Source organism: Mesorhizobium sp. IMUNJ 23033 (assembly GCF_044778005.1).
Lineage (GTDB): Bacteria > Pseudomonadota > Alphaproteobacteria > Rhizobiales > Rhizobiaceae > Mesorhizobium > Mesorhizobium amorphae_A.
In genome coordinates, this window is the sequence record NZ_JBJACT010000024.1 from 40,151 (window position 1) to 63,017 (window position 22,867).

Below are 22,867 nucleotides of genomic sequence, written 5' to 3' on the forward strand. Positions count from 1 at the left end.
CGACGATGGGAAAACAGTATAGCCAAACACAACCGATTAAGATGGCAAGATAAAAGGCCGCGAGGTTTCGCGTCGTCCGGTCGTTGTTTTTCAATGGGTTATGCAGCGATTTCGCAATGTGTGGATGTTCCCCGCACATTGCAGTGATGACGATTTCTCAGTGGTTTCCGTGGCTTAGTGCGATGTGCGGTGCCCTGGGGCCGTGACTGGCAAGGAGCCAGAGCCGGGAAGGGGGGCGCGTCCGGGGGCGACGGCTGGCGAACAGGTGACCAAATTGCTGGCTAGGGCTTCCCGCGCACATTCTTCGAATCAACATGTGCCAGGCGGCGGCACTTGGCTCGACCGGCAACTACCTTCCGGCAACGGGAGGCCGCTCGTCTGAGGTGGGGTTCAGTTGGGAGGTCATTCAGTTGCTGAAAATCGACAATGGCGGAGCCTCGTTGACGCGGTTCCTTTGACTCTCCGGCAGGCACGGTCCGTGCGCGTCGGCCCGACCTCCGATGACGGGCCTCGATCGCCAGCGTCGGCCGTCGGATGGCGGCCGAGCGTGTCTGCTGCGAATGTTCCCAACGCGCAGCGGATAGTCAAAGATGCATCGGTCCCTCCAGAAGCGCTCCTTCGCGGCAAGCGTGCCAATACGTCCAGGCTCTATCGCGGCGCTTGTCGAGTGCAGCACCGAAGAGGAGAATCACCACGTTCAAGATCAACCGCCGCGCCTTGCTTCTCCACTCCGGCAGAGCCGCCGCCGCCTCGATGGTTGCGGCAACGGCTCTCGCGACAGAGCCACCGCGCCTAGACCGAGAACCGTCCTACGAACTGCGGGCGCTGATTAGAGTGCACAAGACGGCCGCGGCGTTCGGCAAAGCCGTCCACGAAATCGGCGGTAGCAACTGCGACTATGAAAGAGCCAACCGAGCCGAGGAAAGCGCGCTCTGCTGGCCATCTGCGCTTATCCTGCGGTCAGGGAATGGGACCGCTTGGCCAAGGCCCGATATCTCTTGGAGATCGAGGCGCGCGGCGAACTCGACCTGGCAGAGCACATGCAGGCTCTCCTCCGCTCGACGATGTGGAAGGGATAGGACCGACCGCCGCGAGGCCAGTCAGCCTCCATCAGATCGCTCGAAGCTCACCGGCTGACGCCTTTCCGGAACGGTTATCCCGCACCAACTCGTAACTGATCTTCTGACCATCTTTGTGGCCCTAGCAGGTCGGAGATCTACCCGACCCTGGTCGAGACCGACACCGAAAACGAGTTCTCGCTCATCTGGTCTCGCCGTGCCGCAGAGTGATCCGACCTAACACGAAGCCCCGCCGCAAGGCTTCGTCATGTTCAGGTTCGCCACTGCCTGACACCTCTGGTCAGGTGGCAGCACGCTACGCTTTGGCGGATGCCTTGCGCGCCTTCTTCATCGGCGACTTGACTGCCACTGGGGTTGTTGCCGCTGCTGCCGCGCGAACAGCTCGTCTTGGGCTTTCTGCCGCGGCCGGCGTGGGCGCGGTCGCCTTGCGCCCGAGCCCTATTGATTTCGCCATGGCCGAGCGGGTGGCTGCGTAGTTCGGCGCCACCATCGGATAGTCGGAGGGCAGGTTCCATTTCTGGCGGTATTCCTCGGGGCTCAGATTGTAGTGGACTCCGATATGGCGCTTCAGGGATTTAAACTTCTTTCCGTCTTCCAGGCAGATGATGTAATCCGGCGTCACCGACTTTCTGATCGAGACTGCCGGTTCCTGCTTGACCACAGGTTCGGTCGCCGGCGTGCCGATCCCTTGCAGAGCGGCATGGATATCGCCGATCAACTTCGGCAGTTCGCCGACCGGCAGTGGATTGTTCGACACATAGGCGGCGACAATGTCAGCGGCGATCGATACGATATCCGTTTGGCCGTCTTGTTCGGGAGAAATCGTCATAGAGTTTTCCTCTTGTCTTATCGGACGCACTAAAGATGTGTGATTTGCCCATTCCGCCAATGAGGGAAATAGTGCGTTTCCTTTCTACAATCCACATCTCTCGCCAATATAATAAAGGTAAGCTTCGCTGTCATCGTTCTGATCGGCTGCGGATAACTACCGGACAAGCCGCTGTCGACTAATGCCAAGAGAGGCCCGGCGCCCGGCCGCGTTCGCCACTGCGATTCGTTCCACTTTAGTGCCGCTACACGGCATGGACCACGTCACCAGGTAAATGGAAGTCCGAACTCGGCCATTGCTGCAGCCCGCTGCGCGCCATGGCTAGGAGGGTTAAATTTGGCCGCAAACCCAGCTTTCACCGTAGCAGCGTCGCGAGGCGCTAGCCAGATTGGCAGCAGGGGAAGGGTCGGCGGGAGGTCGCTCAGCATTACAATGTTAGCGACAACACGATTTCGCCGTTGCATCCGTAGAGTTGCTGCGGCCAGCAGCTCCCTCGGCATGAGGCTTACCACCCTGTTTGTGATGTGAGCGATCGTTCCGGGATGGCCTATACGTATATTATTTACTACTAAAATATTGATCACGAAGAGTTGTTCTTACGTTTGTGTTTTTTCAATTTTTGCTGATTGCTTGAGCGACACTCTACAGTGGATAAAGGAAAACAAGCAACAAAGTGTTGTTTGGTGGGGAAACAGTTGGGCGCAGTTACACCGATAGTTGTCGGATTGGATAGCGGCGTCGTCTGCTTGACGCTGCTGACGCAGTATTTGCGCCAGCCGGCCGATCCAGATGCCATTCGCCACGACCTTGGGCTTGGCGAGCGGGTGGCAGATCGCGTCGATATTGTCAGGGCCGCGAAGCGGCTGAAACTCAAGGCACGGATCGTGCAGCCTTCGCTGAGGCGGCTGGATCGATTGCCGCTGCCGGCCATTATCCAGAAGAAGGACGGCGGCTTTGCGCTGCTGGCTGCGATTTCTGCCGGCAACGTGCTGCTGCAGGATCCGGAGATTGGCGCACCGCAGGAGCTTTCTCGCGCCGATTTCGAGGCGTTGTGGAGCGGCTATGTCATTCTCATCACCAGCCGTGCCTTCGCGCAGGGCTTTACCAAGCGCTTCGATTTCTCCTGGTTCATTCCCGAGATCATTCGCTACCGCTGGATTTTCGCAGAAGTGCTGCTGGCCTCGTTCTTCGTGCAGCTGCTCGGTCTGATCTCGCCGATCTTCTTCCAACTGGTGATCGACAAGGTACTGGTCCACAACGGCATGACGACGCTCGAGGTGCTGGTAATCGGCCTGTCGGCGGTGTCTATGTTCGAGGTGCTGCTGACCGGTCTGCGCACCTACACCACCATACACACCACTAGCCGCATCGACGTGGCGCTGGGCGCCAAGCTGTTCCACCATCTGCTCGGCCTGCCGATCGCCTATTTCGAGGCAAGGCAGACCGGCCAGACCGTGGCGCGCGTGCATGAGCTGGAGAACATCCGCTCTTTCCTCACCGGCTCGGCACTCACCGTGCTGCTCGACGTGCTATTTCTCTTCGTCTTCCTCGCCGTCATGTATCTCTACAGTCCGTGGCTGACGCTGATCGTCATCTGCTCGATCCCGGCCTATGTCGCGTTGTCGATGGCGGTGACGCCGGAGTTCCGGCGCCGCATCGAGGAAAAATTCAACCGCGGCGCCGAGAACCAGACTTTCCTGGTCGAATCGATCGTCGGCGTCGAGACGCTGAAGGCAATGGCGGTCGAGCCGCAGATGCAGCGGCGCTGGGAAGACCAGCTTGCCGGCTATGTCGCGGCGGGTTTCCGCACTGCCAGGCTCGCCAATTTTGCGTCGAACGCCGCGCAGTTCATCTCCAAGGCAGTGATCGTCGCCACCATGTGGTTCGGCGCCAGGGCGGTGGTCGCCGGCGACATGATGGTTGGCCAACTGGTTGCCTTCAACATCATGGCCGGCCGCGTCGCCGGGCCGGTGCTGCGGCTGGCTCAACTCTGGCAGGATCTGCAGCAGGTGCGCATCTCCGTCGACCGGCTGGGCGACATCCTCAACGCGCCGGTCGAGATATCGGGTGGCGGCGGGCAGGGCTCGTTGCGCAAGATATCGGGCCATGCCGCTTTCGATCACGTCACCTTCCGCTACCGCCCGGGCGAGCGCGAGATCCTGAGCGACGTCTCGTTCCAGACGACGCCCGGCGAGATCATCGGCATTGTCGGCCCGTCCGGCTCGGGCAAGAGCACGGTGGCCAAGCTGTTGCAGCGGCTGCACGTGCCGGAGCGCGGCCGCGTGCTGATCGACGGCGTCGACCTGGCGCTGATCGATCCGCGGAGCCTGCGCCGCCAGATCGGCGTGGTGCTGCAGGAAAACATCCTGTTTCGCCGCACGGTGCGCGAGAATATCGCGCTCGCTGACCCGGCGCTGCCGCTGGAGCGCGTCATTGAAGCGGCGAAGCTTTCCGGCGCGCATGATTTCATCGTGCAGCTCAAATCCGGCTATGACACGGTGCTGGAAGAACGCGGCGCCAACCTCTCCGGCGGCCAGCGCCAGCGCATCGCCATTGCCCGTGCGCTGGTCACCAATCCACGCATCCTGATCTTCGACGAGGCGACCAGCGCGCTCGACTACGAATCCGAATATGTCATCCAGCAGAACATGCGGCAGATGGCCAAGGGGCGCACGGTGTTCATCATTGCCCACCGGCTGGCCGCCTTGCGCGACGCCACCCGCATTCTCACCATCGAGGCCGGCCGCATCACCGAGCAGGGCACGCATGAAGAGCTGTTGCGGCAAGGCGGCCGCTACGCCCAGCTTCACCGTCTGCAGGCCGATCAGCGGCCGGCGGATCTCTCCCAGCAGGCGGCGGAGTGACTATGGGCCGTTACTGGAGCGCCGTGAAGGAGGGCGTGGCGCAGGAAGCGCACGTCAAGCGCCCGTCGCTCAAGCGCCACGAGCGCGAGTTCCAGGCCGCGGCGATCGAGATTCTGGAGACCCCGGCCTCGCCGGCCGCCCGCATCTTCGCGGCTTTGATCATGGTGTTCGCGACGGGTGCGCTTGCCTGGTCGTGGTTCGGCCGCATCGACACCTACGCCGCCGCGCAGGGCAAGCTGATCCCGATCGGCAAGGTGCAGGTCATCGAGCCGCTGATCACCGGCACTGTGAAGGCGCTGCATGCTAGGCTCGGCGCCCATGTCGAGGCGGGCGACGTACTGGTCGAGCTCGACCCGTCGGAATACACCGCCGAGCGGCAGAAGCTGGCCGGCAATCTTGAAGCCGCCCAGGTCTCCGAAGCGCGGCTCGAAGCGCTGGTCGCCGCGGTGGCGCAGGACATCCCCTCGGCCGATGCTGATTTCGCAGCACCCGCCGGCGCGCCAAAATCCCTCGTCGACCTGCAGCGCCAGCAGATGCGCCAATCACTTGCCGCCTATCAGGCCGAGCAGGCTAGCCTTGAAGCAGCGATCGCGCAGAAGCGCGTCGAGATTGAGCGCGGCAATCGCACCTTGGTCGAGCGCCGCAAGCTGGTGACGCTGGCGGGCGACAGGCTGGATGTCTACGAGCAGCTGGAAAGGCGCAAGGTCGGGATTAAGACGAGCACGATCGAGGCGCGCCAGGGCGAGCAGGACCAGCTGATGGCGGCCGTCGACGGCGAAGGCCAGATCGCTGAACTGGAAGCCACCGTGCAGACTTTGGTCGCGCAGAAGCGCGAGCGCCGCGAGGCCTATCTCGACAAGGTCAACACCGAGCTGATCGAGGACGACCGCTCGATCGGTGAGTTGAGCCAGGACTTCGCTAAGGCCGAGCTGTTCGAGCGCTCCAGCGTGCTGAAATCGCCGGTCGCCGGCCGCGTGCAGCAGCTGGAGGTCAACACGCTGGGCGAAGTGGTGCAGACTGCGCAGAAGCTGATGGTGATCGTGCCGGACGGCACGAAACTTGAGATCGAAGCGATGCTGCCTAACCGCGATAAGGGTTTTGTCCACGAAGGGCAGGAGGCGCGCGTCAAGCTCGAGGCATTTCCGTTTACGCGCTATGGGACTTTGAGCGGCAAGGTGCTGACGGTCTCCAACGATGCGATCCCGGCGGGGCAACAGCAACAGCCGCCGGCGGCGAGGCAAGAGACGGCGCGCGATGCGGACGGGCCGCTGGTGTTCCCGTTGCGGATTGCGCTCAATGAGACAGCGATCAGGGTCGACGGGTCGAATGTGCTGCTGACCCCCGGCATGTCGGTTACGGCAGAGGTGAAGACCGGAGATCGGCGAGTGTTGGGATTCCTGCTCGATCCACTAATGGAGATGACGGATGAGGCGTTTCATGAGCGGTGAGTCGGCGGTTTCGCAGCATCTTGGAAATGGTGCGCGACAGAGGACTAAGCAGAGAAACCCGTGCGTCCGCCTGTCTGAAGCTTTTAGCTAGCTTTTAGCTGCTGAGTGAGAGAATCTTGATGAATTTTCTTAATGATGAAGCACAGGTAAACGAGCATGGCAGACTTGGTTGATAGTAAGCTTGCGTCAGACTTTCTGAAATCGCTTCAGCCGACGCAGGTCGGGGCTGCCCTTTCCCAACTCGTTGCCGCAAGTATCGGTAACCTGGTGATGGTTTTCTCACGATCCCCTTCCCACAAGCACTATTCTTTCGCCGATGTCGAGTGGATGGTGATGCCCGCCGTGTCTGCGGGGCAGTTCTACATCGTCGAGGCCACGGACAAGACGAGCGGCTTTCGTGCCCCGATCGCCGCCGTGACATGGGCATTCGTATCGGAGGAGGTTGACCGGCTGCTTCAGACGCAGGCTGTCCCATTGCGTCGTTTGCGTCCGGACCAGTGGACAGGTGGTACGATCGCCTGGCTGATTGACGCAGCAGGGGATGCCGAGGGCATTCGGGCAGCGTTACGATGGCTGGCATCCGGCCCCTTCAAGGAGCAGCCCATCAAACTGATCACGCGCGACGCAAGCGGCACAACCACGGTGACGACGCTCGAGGCGTCGTTGGCCGAGCGTGAAGCGAAGACTCCGACGTCATGAGGACACGGTGGAAGTCTTTCCTATTGCTTGCAGTCGGGGCAGGCTTGGCGGCCTTTGTGGTTGCACGCTACTACTTCAGAACAGAAAGCTACCGCTACAAGTTAACCTTCGCGGTAAATACGTCCGAAGGCGTCAAGCGCGGTTCGAGCGTGACTGAAGTGACGTTCTGGGAAGTCTCGCTCCCTGAGCACGGGGTCATGCACAAGCTTCATGGGGAAGCTCTGTATCTCGATCTCGGTCCTGGCAGAAGGCCGCTGATAGCGCTGCTGACCAGTCAGCTTCACCCGATACATGCAAAGAATCAGCTAGAATATCAGAAGGCGATACGCTGGTCGCTTGATGCGGGACCGGGCGGGAATATGCTCTCGGAACTGTACGGCCCGCCTTTGGAAGATCGTCTGGATGAAGTATCTCGCCTCGCGCGTATGCGCGGCGCGCACAGGATCACCCCCAATGATCTACCAGATCTCGTAACTCTTGCCGACATCAATGATCCAAAGACCGTGATCGACGTCGATCCGAAGGATCTTAAAGCAACGCTCGGTCCCGATGTCTCATGGAATGAGATTACGCTTGAGAGCACCGACGAGCCGATCACCGAAGGCATCAAGAATAAGTTGGTCTGGTTACCCGCGCATTATTCCGGGATGCTCGACGGCTCCCCCTACCGCGACAAACATACGCTCGCCAATAGCCTGAGTGCGGCCGACTTCGATCAAAACTGGTGATTAGCAAAGGGACAATTAGCAATGGCAACGCAGACTGATCTGTTTCTCGCTATTCTGGCACTCGATGCCTACAACCGGGGTTACAATCCCGGCATGACCTTCGCAGGAAGTTCGGCTGCGCCCGGCACAGCGATAGGTGATGCCACCATCGCAGTTGCTCTGCCTAACGCGAGTACGGGCTTCTATGCTGTCGCCTATCAATGGGACGGCGAAACCGTCATTTCCTACCGTGGTACGACCTTCGACGGTCTCCCAAACTGGCGTGACGTCCTCTTCGGCTGGACGCTCAGCGCGGGGCTCGGGCAGGCTAGTCAGGCGCAGCAGGCCCTGAACTTCTACGCCTACGTTGAACAGAACTTTGCCGGCGGCGTTGGCGGACAGGATATTCAGCTCACAGGCCATTCCCTTGGCGGGGGCCTGGCGGGATTTGTGAGCGATATTGTGGGCGCTTCCGCAGACGTCTTTAACAACATGCCATTTGGAACAGGCGTGGTCGCTCAAATCGTATCGCTCGACCGCGCTCAGGGAATGACGTCGCCTGCTTTTGTGTTTTCCGGACATGACCCTATGACTGGGAACAACTATGAAGCGCTGCCGAGTTCGTCCGCGGGGGTCCGGCAATTCATTACATACGGCGAGGTCGCGACAGGGCCTCGCGCCTCCACTGGCCAATTGTCCCTCCAGGCGTTTCTTGCTCAAGGGCTTGATCCACTGACTGCAGCCGCATTGGCTGCCCGTGGCGTCGTGTTAGACAATTCCACCGGAATCTCGCAGACCCTGTCGTCAAACGTGGGTTCCCCAGTATCCCCCACGAACTTGCACAGTCAGTCGTTGATGGTGCTGCTGCTTTACGCCGACGTGAATCAGGAAACAGCTTGGGCAAGCATCGGACTGCAGCTCTACAGCGCTCTATTCAATGACACCATTGCGAACCAAGTACAGCTCTCGGGGACAGCAAGAGGGTGGTATACTTCGAGCGCGGAAATGATGGCTGAAATAGCCTATTCGGCACTGGAGAGCGGCTATATGCCATTCGGTGACACTGGCATTCGTTCCCTCTTCGCCGACGCGGACAAGCTGGGAAGTTTGGTCAGTGCGGGACTGCTCACAGGCATCCTTGGCGGATACGATGTCCAAAACGCGCTTGCCGAAATTTTGGTGCAATATGCCGGCGACCAGGCGGCCAGTGGTCAAACAAACAGCAGCTTCTTAAGTGGTGCGTTTTCAACCGGTGGCGGGATTCTCAGCGTCGATCTTGATCCGTCAAAATGGACCGCCACCAACTCGCAGGCATCGCCTAAGATCGCTGGTGCGATCGATTTCGCTGATGCAGTTTCCCAAGAGGCCGTTGTAGATTTGGTGGCAGCTGGCGCGGATGCCGTAGAATTCATGTTCCTTCAGTCTCAAATGGACACGATCGAACAGATCGCCTCGGACGCCACCAAAATTCTTATAGCGCTTACATCCGCTGGCAGCGTAGATGGTTCAGACGTGCCGAACGATCGTGATGGCGATACCGGTGGAGCCATTCTTATCGGTGGGAACGACGGTGGATCCGTTACCGCAGGCGATGGAGATAATCTGATCATCGGAGGTTCGTTGATCGACGTTGGTGATGGCGATAATATTGTCATCGGTCAAGTCGGCGACGAGACAATCTCACTTGGTGGAGGCAATAATATCGTTGTCGGTGGCACGGGTGATGTCACGGTGGACTACACAAAATTCGACCTAGCGGACGACCCACATACATTTGAGCTCAAGGCAGGCACTTTTGGACAAAATGAAGTGCTTATTGTGAAGTCATTGCCTGCTGACCCTGGCACCGAGCCACCGCCCCAGGACGACCTTTATGACGTGAGCAGCATAAAATTTGGCGCCAATGCTGATGTGAAGATTGATGATATTAGCATCAAGGTAGATCTTCAAGCACCAGATGGCGGAACTCTCGATTTTTCGAACGTAGGAAGTGCAATAAAAAGCACAACAAAATACGAAAATGGCGAGATAAAAGGCTCAGACATAACATTCTCGCATAACGATAAGGGTAACGAAGCAAGTTCCGATATAACAGTTTCTGGATTTGACAAACTCATCGGAACTAAAACAGCTGATACGATTACTATAGACGTGCCCGCCGGCTCCACCAATTCGTCTATTAGCAAGATCGATGGCAACAGCGGTGGCGACACGTTTAACGTCAACTACAGTAGGGGAAGCAGCGCGCCGTTGTTGATCGAGAGCGGGGGCGATGGCGATTTTGAGCTTAATAACAGCGATGAAGCGTCGTTTACGGTGCTTTGGGGCGGTAGCGGCGGTAACGTCTACAATTTCAATGGCAGCACGGCGGATAGCAGCACCGCGGTGATGTGCATCACAATGACCGGGCTGACTGAGCAGAATTTCCTACAACTGGATACGAGTAAACTGAAAGCGTATCTTGACAGCGCATATCCGCGATATGCGGAGAACGATGTCGGTGGTTTAGATAATCTCGCAGGTCAAAATCTGATTGTAATAGTGAATCCAAATCAAGATGACATACTTGAGTACAACGGCACAAAAATCAACCCCGTCGATACGGATACCACGAACATCTATGACTACGGCTCCGTCGATTTCAGCGTTCATAGCATGATGTCCGGGCCATACGCCGTCGATGCCTTCTGGCAGTATGTGGATCAGTACGGCTTCGAAAGCGGCGATATGCAGGACGGCGCTGGTAGTTATGAAGGTCTGTTGGTTCACAATGCGGATTGGCTAGACTGGGTTTGGCCTGCGCATATCCTCCCACACACAGGGTTATTTGTCGGTGGATTTGGCCAGGGAACATTTGGAGTCAATACTGAAATCCCTGGTGCGTCGACGTATGATCCTATTTTCGGAAATTACGGTGAAGTTGGGGTATTTGGCAATGCAAACTCTCCCACGTTAGACGCGTCTGCCTACCTGCCTGCAAACAACGGACCTATCGATCCTACGGTCGCCGAGTTTCTCGCAAATCAAGCGAGCCTCGACGCGTCAGGACAGGGCATCCTAATTTCCGATACAGCTTCGAACATAGCATCCGCTCTAGATGTTCTGAGTTCTGATCCGAACATTGTGGTCATTGAACTAACCGATGCGGGGACGCCAACCTTGGCGCTGGCCTCGCCGGAGATCGAGCAATACCTGGGCACATTGGAGAAGATATCGGACCAGGACTATGCCATCACGTTGACGGATGGCGGGACTCCGACGCTCGATCTTACCGCGGCTCAAGTATCGTCCGGGATCGGAGTCCTTCGCAACATCACGAGCTCGTTCCGCATCAATGTGACTGATGCGCAGACGCCAACGCTCACTTTGACCGCAGCGCAATTTCTCTCTGGCGCCGGCGTGCTGTCGGCGATCGTCAATTCGAATATATCCGTCAATGTCGTGGATTCGGCGCTAAACGTTTCATCGCAATTTGATGCACTGAACTCGTCGTCAGGCATCAGTGCCATCATTTTGACAGATACAGGCACCCCGACGCTTTCGCTCGATGCGTCCCAGGTAACCAATGACAGTACTGCCCTAGCCCTGATCGCAAACGCCGGCTATGACATTACTGTTCACGACTATTCGTGGAATGTATCCAACTATCTGGACGCTTTGAATGCCAATTCGAATATTTCGTCAATTACGCTGATCGATTCCGATCCGTATCTGTATGTCGCCGCTAATCAAGCCAATAGCGATATCGCCGTTTTGTCAAATATCGTCTCGAATTATACGCTTGAAATTGACAATGCGAGCGTCAGTGATGCGATTGGTGTTGTCGCTGCGACGAGTACGCTAACCACAGCAACAGTATCAGTGTACATCGACGACACGTGGTCCAATATCGCGGGAAATTTCGATCAGCTAGCCTCTCTTCCAGGGATTGACGGCGTGTCATTTTCCGATTCTCAGGTCTTGAGCCTGACCGCGAGCCAGGTTCTATCTGGAATGTCGCTTTTGAACGCAATGCACTACGATAGCTTTACCATTTCCTTGATCGATCCCAGCCCGCCTACATTCTACCTAAGTTCATCTCAACTGGCGGCTGACGTTGATATCTTTGCACGGATGGCATCGGGGTCATATTCTATCACGCTCACGGACGCCTTGCCGGTGATGCTTACCGCGACGCAAGCCTTGACTGACGGGAGCGTCCTCGCTGCGGTTACAAATCCGAATTATGTGCTTGGGGTTTCTGACAATGCGTCAAACATTACGTCGAACCTTGCGGCACTGAATGCAGATTCTTCCGTGCAAGCGATATTCGTGAACGATCAGAATTTCCTGACGCTTTCCACAGCTCAGATAGTGCAGGACGCAGCGGTAATCGAAAAGATATCGAACGCGGCATTTTCTATCGTTGTCGCGGACAGCGCCGCGAATGTCGCCACGAATTTCGATGCCCTAAACGCTACAGGCCGGATCTCGACAATCGTCTTTACCGACTCAGGGATGCCGATGCTTGGACTGAGCTCAGCCCAGCTCATTGACGGTCTGGATTTGCTCGCAGTGGTCAAAAGCCCATCCTACGCCATCCAGTTGACGGATCAGGTAGCGCCTACTTTTTCGTTGTCCGCGTCGGCATTGTCTGCAAATTTCGAGACTTTCGCAGCGATAGCCAATTCGTCCTATCTGCTCGACCTGACCGACTCCGGCGTGCCGGTTCTTGAGATAAACGCATATCAAGCCCTCAATACACCGCAAGTCTTCAACGCGATCGCGAACGAATCTTATTCGCTTGCGATCCACGACAGTGCGGCCAATATTGCCGCACAAATCGATGCGTTGAATGGGGACGTCCGGGTAGGTCCGATCACGCTGACAGATGCCGGTCATGTTCCTGTTCTCAAGCTTTCGTCTCAGCAGCTCAACGATAATATTTCGTTGGTTCAGCGTATAAGCAATGCGAGCTATGCCATCCAACTAACCGACACAGGCATCGCGAACTTGCAGTTGAGCGCCGCGCAGCTGTCAATGTATGCGGACGTCCTTGACAAGGTCAGCACGCCAATCCACCTGACCTTGGTAGACTCCGGTAGCCCTGTTGTCGCTTTCGATGCAGCTCAGGCGGCCCGCGGTTTCGACATCACAAATCCGAGTTACACTGTCGCAGTGACAGACAGCGCCGCGAATGTATCGGCCGTTTTTGATACCTTGAACTCGAATTCCCGGATTTCTTCAATTGCATTGACGGATACCGGTGTGCCGGTACTCAACCTCACGGCTGCACAGGCGCGCTACGATATCACGGCTCGAGCCAGAATAACGAACAGTGCCTATTCGATCGCTGTAGTCGATTTCGCTGCGGCGGTGTCTGCAAATTTCGATGCCATCGCAACCGATAGTCAAATCGAATCGATTACGCTTTCCAGCGGAGGTCCGCTCTTTTTATCGGCACAACAGGCAGCCGACGATGCGGCCACCCTGAATTTGATCACGGATACCAGCTATACAATTTCCGTGTTCGACAACACAGCATCCGTGTCGAGCAATATCGATGGACTTAATACGAATGGAAATGTGTCGGCTATAACGCTGATCGACGGTGCTTTGGCGCCGATGTCACTCACCGCTAGGCAAGCACTGGAGAGCACGCAGGCGTTAGGAAAAATCACAAATTCGAATTTTTCGATAGCTATCCAAGATACTGCCGACAGCGTGTCGCAAAACATAGATGCATTGAATGCGGATACGAAAATCAGCTCGATCACACTCATAGATTCCGGCGTGCCGACTGTTGTGGTCACTGCGCGGCAGGACATCGAGGACGCGTCTGTATTCGGAGAAATTACCAACTTGTCTTACGGCGTGGAGATTGTAGATACAGCGGCTGCTATCGCCTCAAATATCGATCAGCTCAATGAACAGGGAGCGTTTAGCTCGATATACCTATCTGACACTGGAACACCGATCTTGAATTTGAATGCCGCGCAGGTTGCGGATGATGTATTCGTTCTTTCGGCGATTACCAATACAAACTATGGCATCGTTGTATCGGATACAGCAGAAAATATCTTCGCGAATATCGCGGCGCTAAGCGCAAATACCGCGATTTCGTCGATATCGCTGGTTGGCAATGATGCAGATTTTACGCTGTCGGTCCAGCAGGCCCTCGCCAGCTCAGAGGTCTTCGCCAAAATTGCCAGCTCCTACACGCTTGCAATCGTGGACGGTGCGGCAGCCTTAGGAGGGCTTACCGCCGCACAAATTTCGGTGTTGGCAAACGAAGGAATGACGTCAATTTCCTGTTCGGACAACAGCCTCGGTTTGACAATTGGAGCGGCAGTGGGTTTGCATGAGGCCGGTTGCGACCCAGTCTTGCCATCCGGCGGTGTGGTCAATGTCCAGGATTCGGCGGCCGCTATTGCTGCTATTACGCAGGGACAGGCCGACGCGCTGGCAACCGCCGGCTACACCGGGATTACGTCGACGACTGGTAACGTGACATTGAGTGCGGCTGCGGCTCAGATCTTGTTCAATGATGGCATCAGCATCGTCGGATCGTCCAACACTGTCGACTTTGGCTCGGTACAGAGCTCGTCTGCGGTCTTTGGCTTCTCAGGCGGAGGATGGGCGGTCATAGTAGGAGGTGAGACAAGTATACTGCGCAATGTTGAGCGTGTTCAGTTCACGGATCAGGCGTTCGAACTGGTTGATCAGTTCGGTGCGGGTATCGGCGGGTATCAGTCCGTGCAGATGGCGGTAGATCAGTCCGTGAATGGCGAAACACTCCTGATTGCTCCCGGGCACTATCTAGGCGCTACAGTGAAGACCGAAGATCTCACCGTCATACCGATGGGAGGCTCGTCGGGTCTTGCTCTGACTTTAGGCAGCGGCGTTAGCGCCCTAGCTTTAGGCGACTATGCGGCTGGACAGGGAGCTACCGTGATCGTCAATGGCAACGCGAGCGGCAACACCATCACTGCGAACAGCGGTAACGACGTTCTAACCGGTGGTGGTGGATATGATGTTTACAAGATCGGCGCCACCTTCGGACAGACCGTCATCGACAACTTTGCATCCGATGGAACTTCGGCCCCACAGGGAGAGGTCGATTTCGGGGCCGGTATCACCGATGAGCGGCTTTGGCTCGCGCAGAGCGGTAACGATCTGCAGATCGATCTGCTTGGTTCGTCTGACCACTTGACTGTCAAGGACTGGTTCGCCGGAAACGACCGAGCCCAGGTACAGTCATTTCGGACGGCCGACGGCCTAAACTTGGATTCTCAAGTTGCTCAGCTCGTTCAGGCGATGGCGACATATGCGTCAAACAATCCTAGTTTCGACCCGACGGCCTTGAGTACGACGCTGCTTCCCAACGATCCCACACTACAGAATGTGGTCGCGTCTGCATGGCATGCATAGCGGATAGGGGCAAGCCGCGGTGTCCTTGCCTCGGGAAATAGGTCAACGTGAAGGGTAACCAGAGTGTCTGGAACCACCAGTAACGCCGCAGCTCTAGTGAAGACGTTGTCCGAAGTGAAGGACTATATACGGGTCAGGTCCTTGCCCAAGCTGCTTGGTCGATCATCGCACGGGAGGAGCCACGCAAACAGACGTAGGTGCGCTCGCGTCGTTCCGCGGATATCAGCCTTCACATCAGGGAGGAATGAGCCCGGCCGAATCGTTAATAATTTCGGGTGCTGCAGACTGAAAGTCTGCAACGCTCCATGAGCATGCGCCTCAGGGCATTAAAATGACAGCGCGACGGCCGGTGAGGCGGTGCCGGCTCAACGCAAGACGGCTTGATGAGAGAGGATATTGCCTGGGCGAGACGAAGGGGCGCAGCGGGTCTGGCCAAGAGGCGGGGCCTAAGAAGCACGCGTAGATTCGTTTTGGCGCCTATGGTGAAGCTTTGCCCCCGCCGGTGCTAGCGACGAGGATGCCAGCGAGGAAAAGCAATCGTTAGCTCATGCAGCTTCCTTGAGCGCGGCTTTACGCTTCTTCTTCGTCAGAAGCTCGCGGACAAACTTGTCCCATCGGGCCATGGCAGCGCGCTTTTCCGGCATGTAATTCCAGCGATCGTAGCTCTTGGAACTGACGTCCTGCAGAGTGTGGTTCTGCAATCGATCTCGGATCTCTTTCGAGAGACCTGCCTTGCCGGCAAGCGTCTTCCAAGTTCGCCTGAGATCGCGGTTTGTCACGACGGGGATGACCTCCCGATCGCGCTGGCGCCACATGAACGAATAGAGCGTTCCATGGCTGACAGGCTTGGACGGGTCGGTTGCGGATGGGAAAAACCAACCAAATTCATTCGGCTTGATCGACCCTATAAGCTCGGCCGCGATCTTGGGCACAGGGATGGCATGAGGCTTTCCATTCTTGGTCTTGGACCAGTCGATGATGCTCTCGGCCGCATCCCATTGATCGACATGTAGCCGAGCGATCTCCTCGACGCGTTGGCCGGTCAGCATCAGAATTCTTACGGCACGCGTGTAAGGGGGGTGGACCGGCGCATCGGGAGATTCGAGCCAGCGATAGAGACGGACAAATTCCTCCTCGTCCAACCAACGCGTTCCAACTTTCTTTGGTTCGGTCGGAATACCAGCAGCCGGATTGTAGATGAGACGAAAGCGACGTACCGAGGTTGAGCGGTAGTCATGCTCGGATTTCAGCCCCCAACTGTAGGCCGATCGAACATAGCTACGAACATGATCGGCCATGGACCGTTTGCCTCGCTGATAAATCGGGCGAATGATGTCCCTGATTTCATCAGGCTCGATGTCGCGGGCAGGGCGGCTGCGACCGAGCGAATCGGCGATCTTGTTCAACCCCTTTTCGGCCTCCTTCCAGGACGGTTTTCCATCTGCCTTAAGCGACGCGACGTAAGCCTCGAACAGATCGGCGACCGTGCCGGGTCGCGTGTCGCCCGCAATCTTGATGCTGCGTCCCTTCTGGATCATGTCGGCGAAGTCGCGTCTGAAAATCTCGCGGGCCTGGCTGAGGCCCATTGACGGATACGAGCCGAGCTTTTTCTTGAGACGCTTTTGGTCTCGCCATTGCTGGGCCATCCAGTCCGCCGTTACGCGGGTCGGCATTGGCTTTATCACAAGAACGAGGCGGCCTGTTCCGTGGCCCTCGCCATCGACAAGGTTCTGCTGCTTTTCAGTCTCCTCGACCTGCTTCAAAGCGCGGCGAATCTCTTCATCGGTAAGGCTTGGCAATGGCGTCTCCCGTAGGCTTTCGAGTGGGATCGGCTGACGGGTAGTAGGGGTCTGTGGTTGGGCTCAAAACGGGCTTAGATCCCGTAAAACCGACCCCAATATGCCACAATGTCCGACTGTACGACAAGCCGGAAAATCGTTATTCTTCAATGTGCTAGATCGTGATCGAGCGTGATCTAAAAGGCGTGAGTGGGATGATTGTGCACCAGGATGATGGCGCTGGCCGAGAGTTCCAGTGCTCGCTTGACCACCTCGCGCGGATAGACCGGCGTGTGGTCGACGGTGCCGATCTGTTGCACCTCGTCGGCGATCAGCACGTTCTTCTTGTCGAGGAAGAGGATGCGGAACTGCTCGCGGTTCTCGAAGGCCATGGCTGAGCGGCAATAGTCGAGAAGCTGGGTCCAGTTGGACAGGACCTCGCGGCCGCGGATTTCGCTGCGCGCCATGCGCTGCGCGGCGGCAGTAATCACCTTCAGATCGACTGCCACCGATGGGCCAATGCCCTTCACCTCCTGAAGCAGCGCCACCGGCGCGCCAAGCACCTCGGCCAGCGTGCCGAAGCGCGAAAGCAGCGCCTTGGCGATCGGCTTGGTGTCGACGCGTGGGATCAGGCGAAAGAGCAGGAGTTCGAGAAGCTCGTAGTCGGGCAGGGCGTCGGGCCCAGCCGCCGTGAACCGTTCACGCAGGCGGTCGCGATGGCCGTGATAGTGCGGCTTTTCCACCGCCGCGGCCTTCGCCGGCGGTTCGCTCCACCGCTCGGAGAAGTATCCCCGCTCGTCGTCGCCGTTTTTCCCCATCGAACGCCCATATCCGACTGACCGGAACAGACAGTAGAGCATGATTCTAAAAGGGGAAACCGGCTCGCGATGGTTTTCAAAAGAGCCGCCAGACGCCGATCCCCCGCAGTCAGTCTCGGCGCGCAATGATCCAGTCGGCTGCCGCCGCGAGATCGGCGAAGGTTTCGGTCGGGCGCGGGTCAAAGCGTTTTTCGTCGCCTTGCCGGTATTTGCCCGTCCGCACCAGCAATGCGCTCGAAATTCCGGCGCGCAGGGCGCCAGCTATATCGGCCTCGGCGTCGTCGCCGACCATGATCGCCTGATCCGGCGGACAGTTCATGCTTGCCAGAGCCGACAGAAAGAATGCCGGCGACGGCTTGCCGAGAACGGTTGCGCGTTTCAGGGAGGCATATTCCAATGCCGTGACGAACGGCCCTGCATCGAGGCTGAGCGCACCGTCGGCATCCCGAAACGCCCGGTTGGTGGCGAGGGCCAGCAGTTCGGCCCCCGCGTTCAACTCGCGGAACGCATCATTCAGGACCGTATAGGTGAAGGCCTCGCCGGCATCGCCGACGATGACGGCGCGCTTGTCGCGAACCGGCAATTCGAAAAAGTCCGGCTCAAGGCCGGGATGAACCAACAGATATGGCGCACGACCATTGCGAAGAAGCCATTCGCGCGCCGCGTGCGCCGGCGTGAAAACATCCGCTTTGGTGACGGTCAGTCCCAGCGCTTCCAGATGTTGGAGGACCGTCTGTTTCGACGAACGTGTCGTATTGCTTACGAAGCGCACGGCCAGGCCGGCCTGGCGCAAACGCGCAACGGCTTCCACCCCGCCTGGTATGGCGGTCTCGCCATCATAGATGACGCCTGCGAGATCGAGCAGCACGCCTCGGGTCATCGCCTCAGCATGGCGAGAAGTTCGCCCTGCGTCAAAGCCGGGCGGATGTCAGTCAGGCTTTTGGGCGATATTCATCAGCCCGGCAGGCCGGGGCGGTCGAGTTTTTTCGGCGACAACGTGAAGATCTCGCAACCGGTCTCGGTGACGCCGATCGTGTGCTCGTACTGAGCCGACAGCGAGCGGTCGCGTGTTACGGCCGTCCAGCCGTCCGACAGCACTTTTACGTGCGGGCGGCCGAGATTGATCATCGGCTCGACGGTGAAGATCATGCCCGGCCGCATTTCTACGCCTTCATTGGCGCTGCCATAGTGCAGGATGTTGGGCGCGTCGTGGAACAACTGGCCGACGCCGTGGCCGCAGAAATCGCGCACCACCGAGCAGCGCTCTGCCTCGGCATAGGTCTGGATGGCGGCGCCGATGGCGCCGGTGCGGGCGCCCGGCCTGATCGCCGCTATGCCCCGCATCAGGCATTCATGGGTGACCTCGAGCAGCCGTTCGGCCGCGCGCTTGATGGTGCCGACCGGATACATGCGCGAAGAATCGCCATGCCAGCCGTCGAGGATATAGGTGACATCGATGTTGACGATGTCGCCGTCCTTCAACGGCTTGTTGTCGGGGATGCCATGGCAGACGACGTGGTTGATCGAGGTGCAGGACGATTTGGTGTAGCCGCGATAGTTGAGCGTCGCCGGCAACGCGCCGTGGTCCATGCCAAATTCGAAGACGAAGCGGTCGATTGTCTCCGTGGTGACGCCTGGCTCGACCATCGGCACCAGTTCGTCGAGGCAGCGCGCGGTGAGGTCGCAGGCCTTGCGCATGCCGGCAAAACCCTCTTCGCCATAGAGGCGTATCTGGCCGGTGTTCCTGAGCGGTGCCGTGGCGGCGTCGAGATAGGTGACCATTCTTGTCCGTCTGTCGATTGGGTGGCTCCAAAAATGAGCCGGCGCGAAAATCTCCCCAGATTTGGCACCGGAAGCCGCAAGGTTCAAGGAGGAACTGCCGGCGGCAGGCGTAGCCTGGCGATATTCTTGCCTTTATGGACCCCAGACTGTCTGGCTGCTCCGCTTTCCTTTTGCGGCCCTGTGGGTTAGGCAACATTCGGAGACCCGTGCCCCTGATGGCGTCCAAGCGCGCAACATCATTTCTGTCGCCGATCAGGGCCGCCTGCTCGGGCCTGATGGCGCTGCTGTTGCTGTCGCTGTTATGCCTGGCCCAGTCGGACGCGACGGCTTCCAGGAAGGTCGCGTCGAGCGGCGCCGCTATCAGCGCGGCCAGGCAGGGCGACGCGGTGGCGCTGCTGCGCGTCACCGGCAAGATGAAGGCGGCCGAAATCCGGGCCGCCCGGCCGCTGCCGGCCAAGTTCGTTGGCGGTGACGCGAACACCCTTCTGCCGGAGGCCGGGTTCCTTCCGCTCGATCAACTCTCTTCGGCCTGGGCAGTGCTCGTATCAGCGACCGTGCCTGCGCCGCGCAAGAGAGCCAACCAGCCGCGCGCGCCGCCTTCAGCATAACTGGCGGTCGCGGACCGCGCGTTTCGACCCCATTCATAGCCATTTCGCGTCGTGACCCGTGCGGCGGCCCAGGCCGTGCACCGGCCGCGCGGCGCGTCATTTCCGGAGCCTCCAGATGCAACGTATCAAAACCTTCAAAACCCTCTCGCGTGCCGTTTCGGCCGCCTTGTTTCTCTCGGTGCAGGCGCTGATTTGCATCGGCACCGTCTATTGGGCGATCGCCGAAACGCTTGGCATGACAGGAACGGCGGCGCTGGTCTTCGCGGCGATCTTTGCGGTGCCGACATTCTATGTCCTGACGGTCGTTGTTCGCATGGCCTATGACGCCGAAACCGACCCGGCAAACCAATGAGCCCGCGGTTCGGCCGGGCTTCTTGCGGCTATCGACCGCACTGACGACACATTCCTGCGCCAGAAGCCGGCCAGAGCAACCTTTCACGACGACCGGCGTTGCCGCACGGTGATGCCGGTTCGGGAGAGATGGAATGGACAGATTGCAATTCGAGGTGCCGGTGCGCATTGCGCCCGCGCCCGGCTTGCCGGTCGAGGAAATCTACAGCGTCGAACAGGCGCTCGATTTCCTGCAGAATTGGCCGGCGCGTCGGCAGGGCAAGATCCATGAGGCCGCCTTCAACGCCTGCTTCGGCGCGACGGTGGACGTGGTCAAGACCGAGGACGCCTGCCGGGCGTTCATGACGTTCTGCCGCGTCAGCGGCCTGCTGGCCAAGGACATGATGGTTCCCGGCAAGCGCGGCGGCGAGGCGAGGGGACTGAGGATCTAGGCCGGGCAATTGGCGCTCCAGTCGTCCGTCTGCTGCGATTGCCTCGACTTCGCGGTCCCTTCGCAAATTGAACGATGGACCTCGCCGTTAAGGTTCTGTTTCCAACCTCGCAGCTAGGCCTGTGACCGTAGAGCAGCGTGTGATTCGTTGCGTCAGTGTCGTGGTCCAGAAGATGTCGTCAGCAAACGTGCGAGCCTTTCCAATAGACCGGCAGATGGTCCTGGTTCGCGATGTTGCCGCCAAGCTCGGCAATTTGCATGGCGACACGGCCACATCCTTCTGGAAGGCCACCGCGCGCGAACTCCTCGACCTTGCGATGGGGTCCGGCCGCGATGCCGCTTCCGCCAGCAACGAGGTGCGCCGATTTTTCGCTGCTGTGCAAAAAGAGATGCATGTGCTGACAAGTGAGGCCACTGCTCTGCCTGCGAGATCGTCACCAATCTGAATTGTCCAATTTGCTCTGCTGGCCGAAGCAGATTGGCTATCCCTGGATGTCCCTGTTCTTCGCTGCCAGCCGCGGGCCGGTCTTGGCGTCGACGATTTCGGGTCTGGCGCTGTCGATCGCGCCGTCCCAGCCGCCGCCGAGCGCCTTGTTGAGCGCGATATAGTCGGTGGCGATCAGGACACGGCTTTGCAGAAGAGCGTCCTCGGCCGAATAGAGCGAGCGCTCGGCGTCCAGCACATCGAGGAGACTGGTCTCGCCGGATTTGTAGAGCGTCCGCTCGAGACTCGCCGCGTCGCCGTAGGATTTCGCGGAAGAGGCTAACTTGCCGTTCCTGATGCGCTCCTGCGTCAGCGAAACGCTGGCGTTTTCGACGTCTTCGAGCGCCGTCAGGACTGAGGCTTTGTAGGCGATGAAATATTGGTCGCGCTGGGCCTCGGCGACTTCGACGGCGGCCTGCAGCTTGCCGGCGTTGAACAGCGGCACGCTGAGCGTTGGCCCGAAGGACCAGCCGATGGTGGAGTTCTTGCCGAGATCGCCGAGCTTGAAGGCGGAGGTGTCGATGTCGCCGGTCAGGCTGACGCTCGGATAGCGCGCCGCCTCGGCCTGGCCGATCCTGGCGGTGTACTCGGCATATTGCCGTTCCGCCATGCGCACATCCGGCCGCGAGAGCAGGATATCGGCGGGAACGCCTGTCGGGATGGGCAGGCGCGGTGAGGGTATCGGCGCGCTGTGCTTCAATCGCTCGGTCAGCGCGGCCGGCGGCCGGCCGGTGAGCACCGAAAGGCGGTGTACCGCTTCGGCATAGCTCGCCTCCAGTGTCGGGACGTCGGCCTCGGTGCTGCTCGCCTGTCCCTTCGCCTTGGCAACATCGGCCGCCGTCGCCGTGCCGGCTTCGGCCATGGTGCGGGTGAGCTCCGCCGTCTGCGTCTGCGACGCGGCCGCGCGGCGGGCGAGTTGAGCACGCGCCTGATAGCCGCGCGCCTGGGTGTAATTGGAGGCGACATCGCCGACCAGGGTCAGCAGCGTCGAGCGCAGTTCCTCTTGGGCGGCATCCAGCCCGTAGCGGGCGGCCTCGACGCTCCTGCGGTTGGCGCCGAACAGGTCCAGTTCCCAGCTGGCGTCGAAGCCGGACTGGAACTGGCTGTACGCATCGCTGGCGGTTCCGCCCGAAGTGGTCGCGGCCGTCTTGTTGCGCGTGGTGGATCCGGAGCTGTCTGCGGACGGGAACAATGTCGCGGCGCTCTGGCGGTAGCTGGCACGGGCCTCGTGAATCCTGGCCTTGGCGGTGGCGACGTCGAGATTGCCGGCGACGGCTTCTTCGACAAGCGCGTCCAACTCGGGGTCACGCAGCCGCTGCCACCATTTCGACAATTGCGCCGGTTTGACGGGTGCGGTCTTCTTCTGGCTGCTCCAAGCCGCTGGCATCGCGAGAAAGGGCTTCTGATAGTCCGGGCCGACGACGCAGCCGGCCAGTGTGGTCGCTGCCAGCGCCACGGCGCTCACCTGCCTCCAGGTCGACCGACTGGCCGGCGCCGAGCTTCGGCCGGTCGTCCGGCTCTTGGAGTCCTTACGCGTCATACTCTTACCCTCAACTAGGATTGGTCGTGGCCCCTGCCTT

15 protein-coding genes are annotated in these 22,867 nt (G+C 59.0%); 9 read left to right on the forward strand and 6 right to left on the reverse strand.

Annotated features, from left to right (window positions below; genetic code table 11):
* Window positions 1-1,374: 1,374 nt before the first annotated feature.
* Complete coding sequence (locus ACFX5Q_RS23585; RefSeq protein ID WP_404282004.1) at window positions 1,375-1,908, reverse strand: MucR family transcriptional regulator; 534 nt, start codon at window positions 1,906-1,908, stop codon at window positions 1,375-1,377.
* A gap of 695 nt (window positions 1,909-2,603) precedes the next feature.
* Here ACFX5Q_RS23585 and ACFX5Q_RS23590 point away from each other — a divergent pair.
* From ACFX5Q_RS23590 to ACFX5Q_RS23610, 5 genes are all read left to right on the forward strand, one after another.
* Window positions 2,604-4,772 (forward strand): type I secretion system permease/ATPase, encoded by a 2,169-nt coding sequence (locus ACFX5Q_RS23590; RefSeq protein ID WP_404281892.1) that lies wholly within the window; start codon window positions 2,604-2,606, stop codon window positions 4,770-4,772.
* A gap of 2 nt (window positions 4,773-4,774) precedes the next feature.
* On the forward strand, window positions 4,775-6,220 hold the full coding sequence (locus ACFX5Q_RS23595) for an HlyD family type I secretion periplasmic adaptor subunit (RefSeq protein WP_404281894.1): 1,446 nt from the start codon (window positions 4,775-4,777) through the stop codon (window positions 6,218-6,220).
* Between the two features lie 156 nt (window positions 6,221-6,376).
* Complete coding sequence (locus ACFX5Q_RS23600; RefSeq protein ID WP_404281896.1) at window positions 6,377-6,919, forward strand: toxin-activating lysine-acyltransferase; 543 nt, start codon at window positions 6,377-6,379, stop codon at window positions 6,917-6,919.
* Window positions 6,920-6,963: 44 nt separating this feature from the next.
* Window positions 6,964-7,647: a hypothetical protein gene (locus ACFX5Q_RS23605; protein WP_404281898.1), complete on the forward strand. Its 684-nt coding sequence runs from the start codon at window positions 6,964-6,966 to the stop codon at window positions 7,645-7,647.
* A 21-nt stretch (window positions 7,648-7,668) separates the two neighbouring features.
* Window positions 7,669-15,036: a calcium-binding protein gene (locus tag ACFX5Q_RS23610; protein ID WP_404281900.1), complete on the forward strand. Its 7,368-nt coding sequence runs from the start codon at window positions 7,669-7,671 to the stop codon at window positions 15,034-15,036.
* 545 nt (window positions 15,037-15,581) lie between these two features.
* Here ACFX5Q_RS23610 and ACFX5Q_RS23615 read toward each other — a convergent pair.
* The 4 genes from ACFX5Q_RS23615 to map all read right to left on the reverse strand — a co-directional run bounded on the left by ACFX5Q_RS23615 (window position 15,582) and on the right by map (window position 19,414).
* Entirely contained in the window at window positions 15,582-16,835 is a 1,254-nt protein-coding gene (locus ACFX5Q_RS23615) for a tyrosine-type recombinase/integrase (protein ID WP_404281902.1), read from the reverse strand.
* A gap of 176 nt (window positions 16,836-17,011) precedes the next feature.
* Entirely contained in the window at window positions 17,012-17,632 is a 621-nt protein-coding gene (locus tag ACFX5Q_RS23620) for a RadC family protein (protein WP_404281904.1), read from the reverse strand.
* 109 nt (window positions 17,633-17,741) lie between these two features.
* On the reverse strand, window positions 17,742-18,512 hold the full coding sequence (locus tag ACFX5Q_RS23625; protein WP_404281906.1) for a TIGR01458 family HAD-type hydrolase: 771 nt from the start codon (window positions 18,510-18,512) through the stop codon (window positions 17,742-17,744).
* A 74-nt stretch (window positions 18,513-18,586) separates the two neighbouring features.
* On the reverse strand, window positions 18,587-19,414 hold the full coding sequence (map, locus tag ACFX5Q_RS23630; protein WP_192177701.1) for a type I methionyl aminopeptidase: 828 nt from the start codon (window positions 19,412-19,414) through the stop codon (window positions 18,587-18,589).
* Between the two features lie 215 nt (window positions 19,415-19,629).
* Between map and ACFX5Q_RS23635 the strand changes: the two genes are divergently transcribed.
* From ACFX5Q_RS23635 to ACFX5Q_RS23650, 4 genes are all read left to right on the forward strand, one after another.
* A complete protein-coding gene (locus tag ACFX5Q_RS23635; RefSeq protein WP_404281908.1) occupies window positions 19,630-20,022 on the forward strand; it encodes a hypothetical protein in 393 nt (130 codons plus the stop codon).
* Between the two features lie 115 nt (window positions 20,023-20,137).
* Window positions 20,138-20,374: a hypothetical protein gene (locus ACFX5Q_RS23640; protein WP_404281910.1), complete on the forward strand. Its 237-nt coding sequence runs from the start codon at window positions 20,138-20,140 to the stop codon at window positions 20,372-20,374.
* A gap of 133 nt (window positions 20,375-20,507) precedes the next feature.
* Entirely contained in the window at window positions 20,508-20,804 is a 297-nt protein-coding gene (locus ACFX5Q_RS23645; protein ID WP_006201677.1) for a DUF982 domain-containing protein, read from the forward strand.
* A gap of 172 nt (window positions 20,805-20,976) precedes the next feature.
* Window positions 20,977-21,249: a DUF6074 family protein gene (locus tag ACFX5Q_RS23650; protein WP_404282006.1), complete on the forward strand. Its 273-nt coding sequence runs from the start codon at window positions 20,977-20,979 to the stop codon at window positions 21,247-21,249.
* A gap of 36 nt (window positions 21,250-21,285) precedes the next feature.
* Here ACFX5Q_RS23650 and ACFX5Q_RS23655 read toward each other — a convergent pair whose 3' ends face one another.
* Window positions 21,286-22,827: an efflux transporter outer membrane subunit gene (locus ACFX5Q_RS23655; RefSeq protein ID WP_404281912.1), complete on the reverse strand. Its 1,542-nt coding sequence runs from the start codon at window positions 22,825-22,827 to the stop codon at window positions 21,286-21,288.
* Window positions 22,828-22,867: the final 40 nt, after the last annotated feature.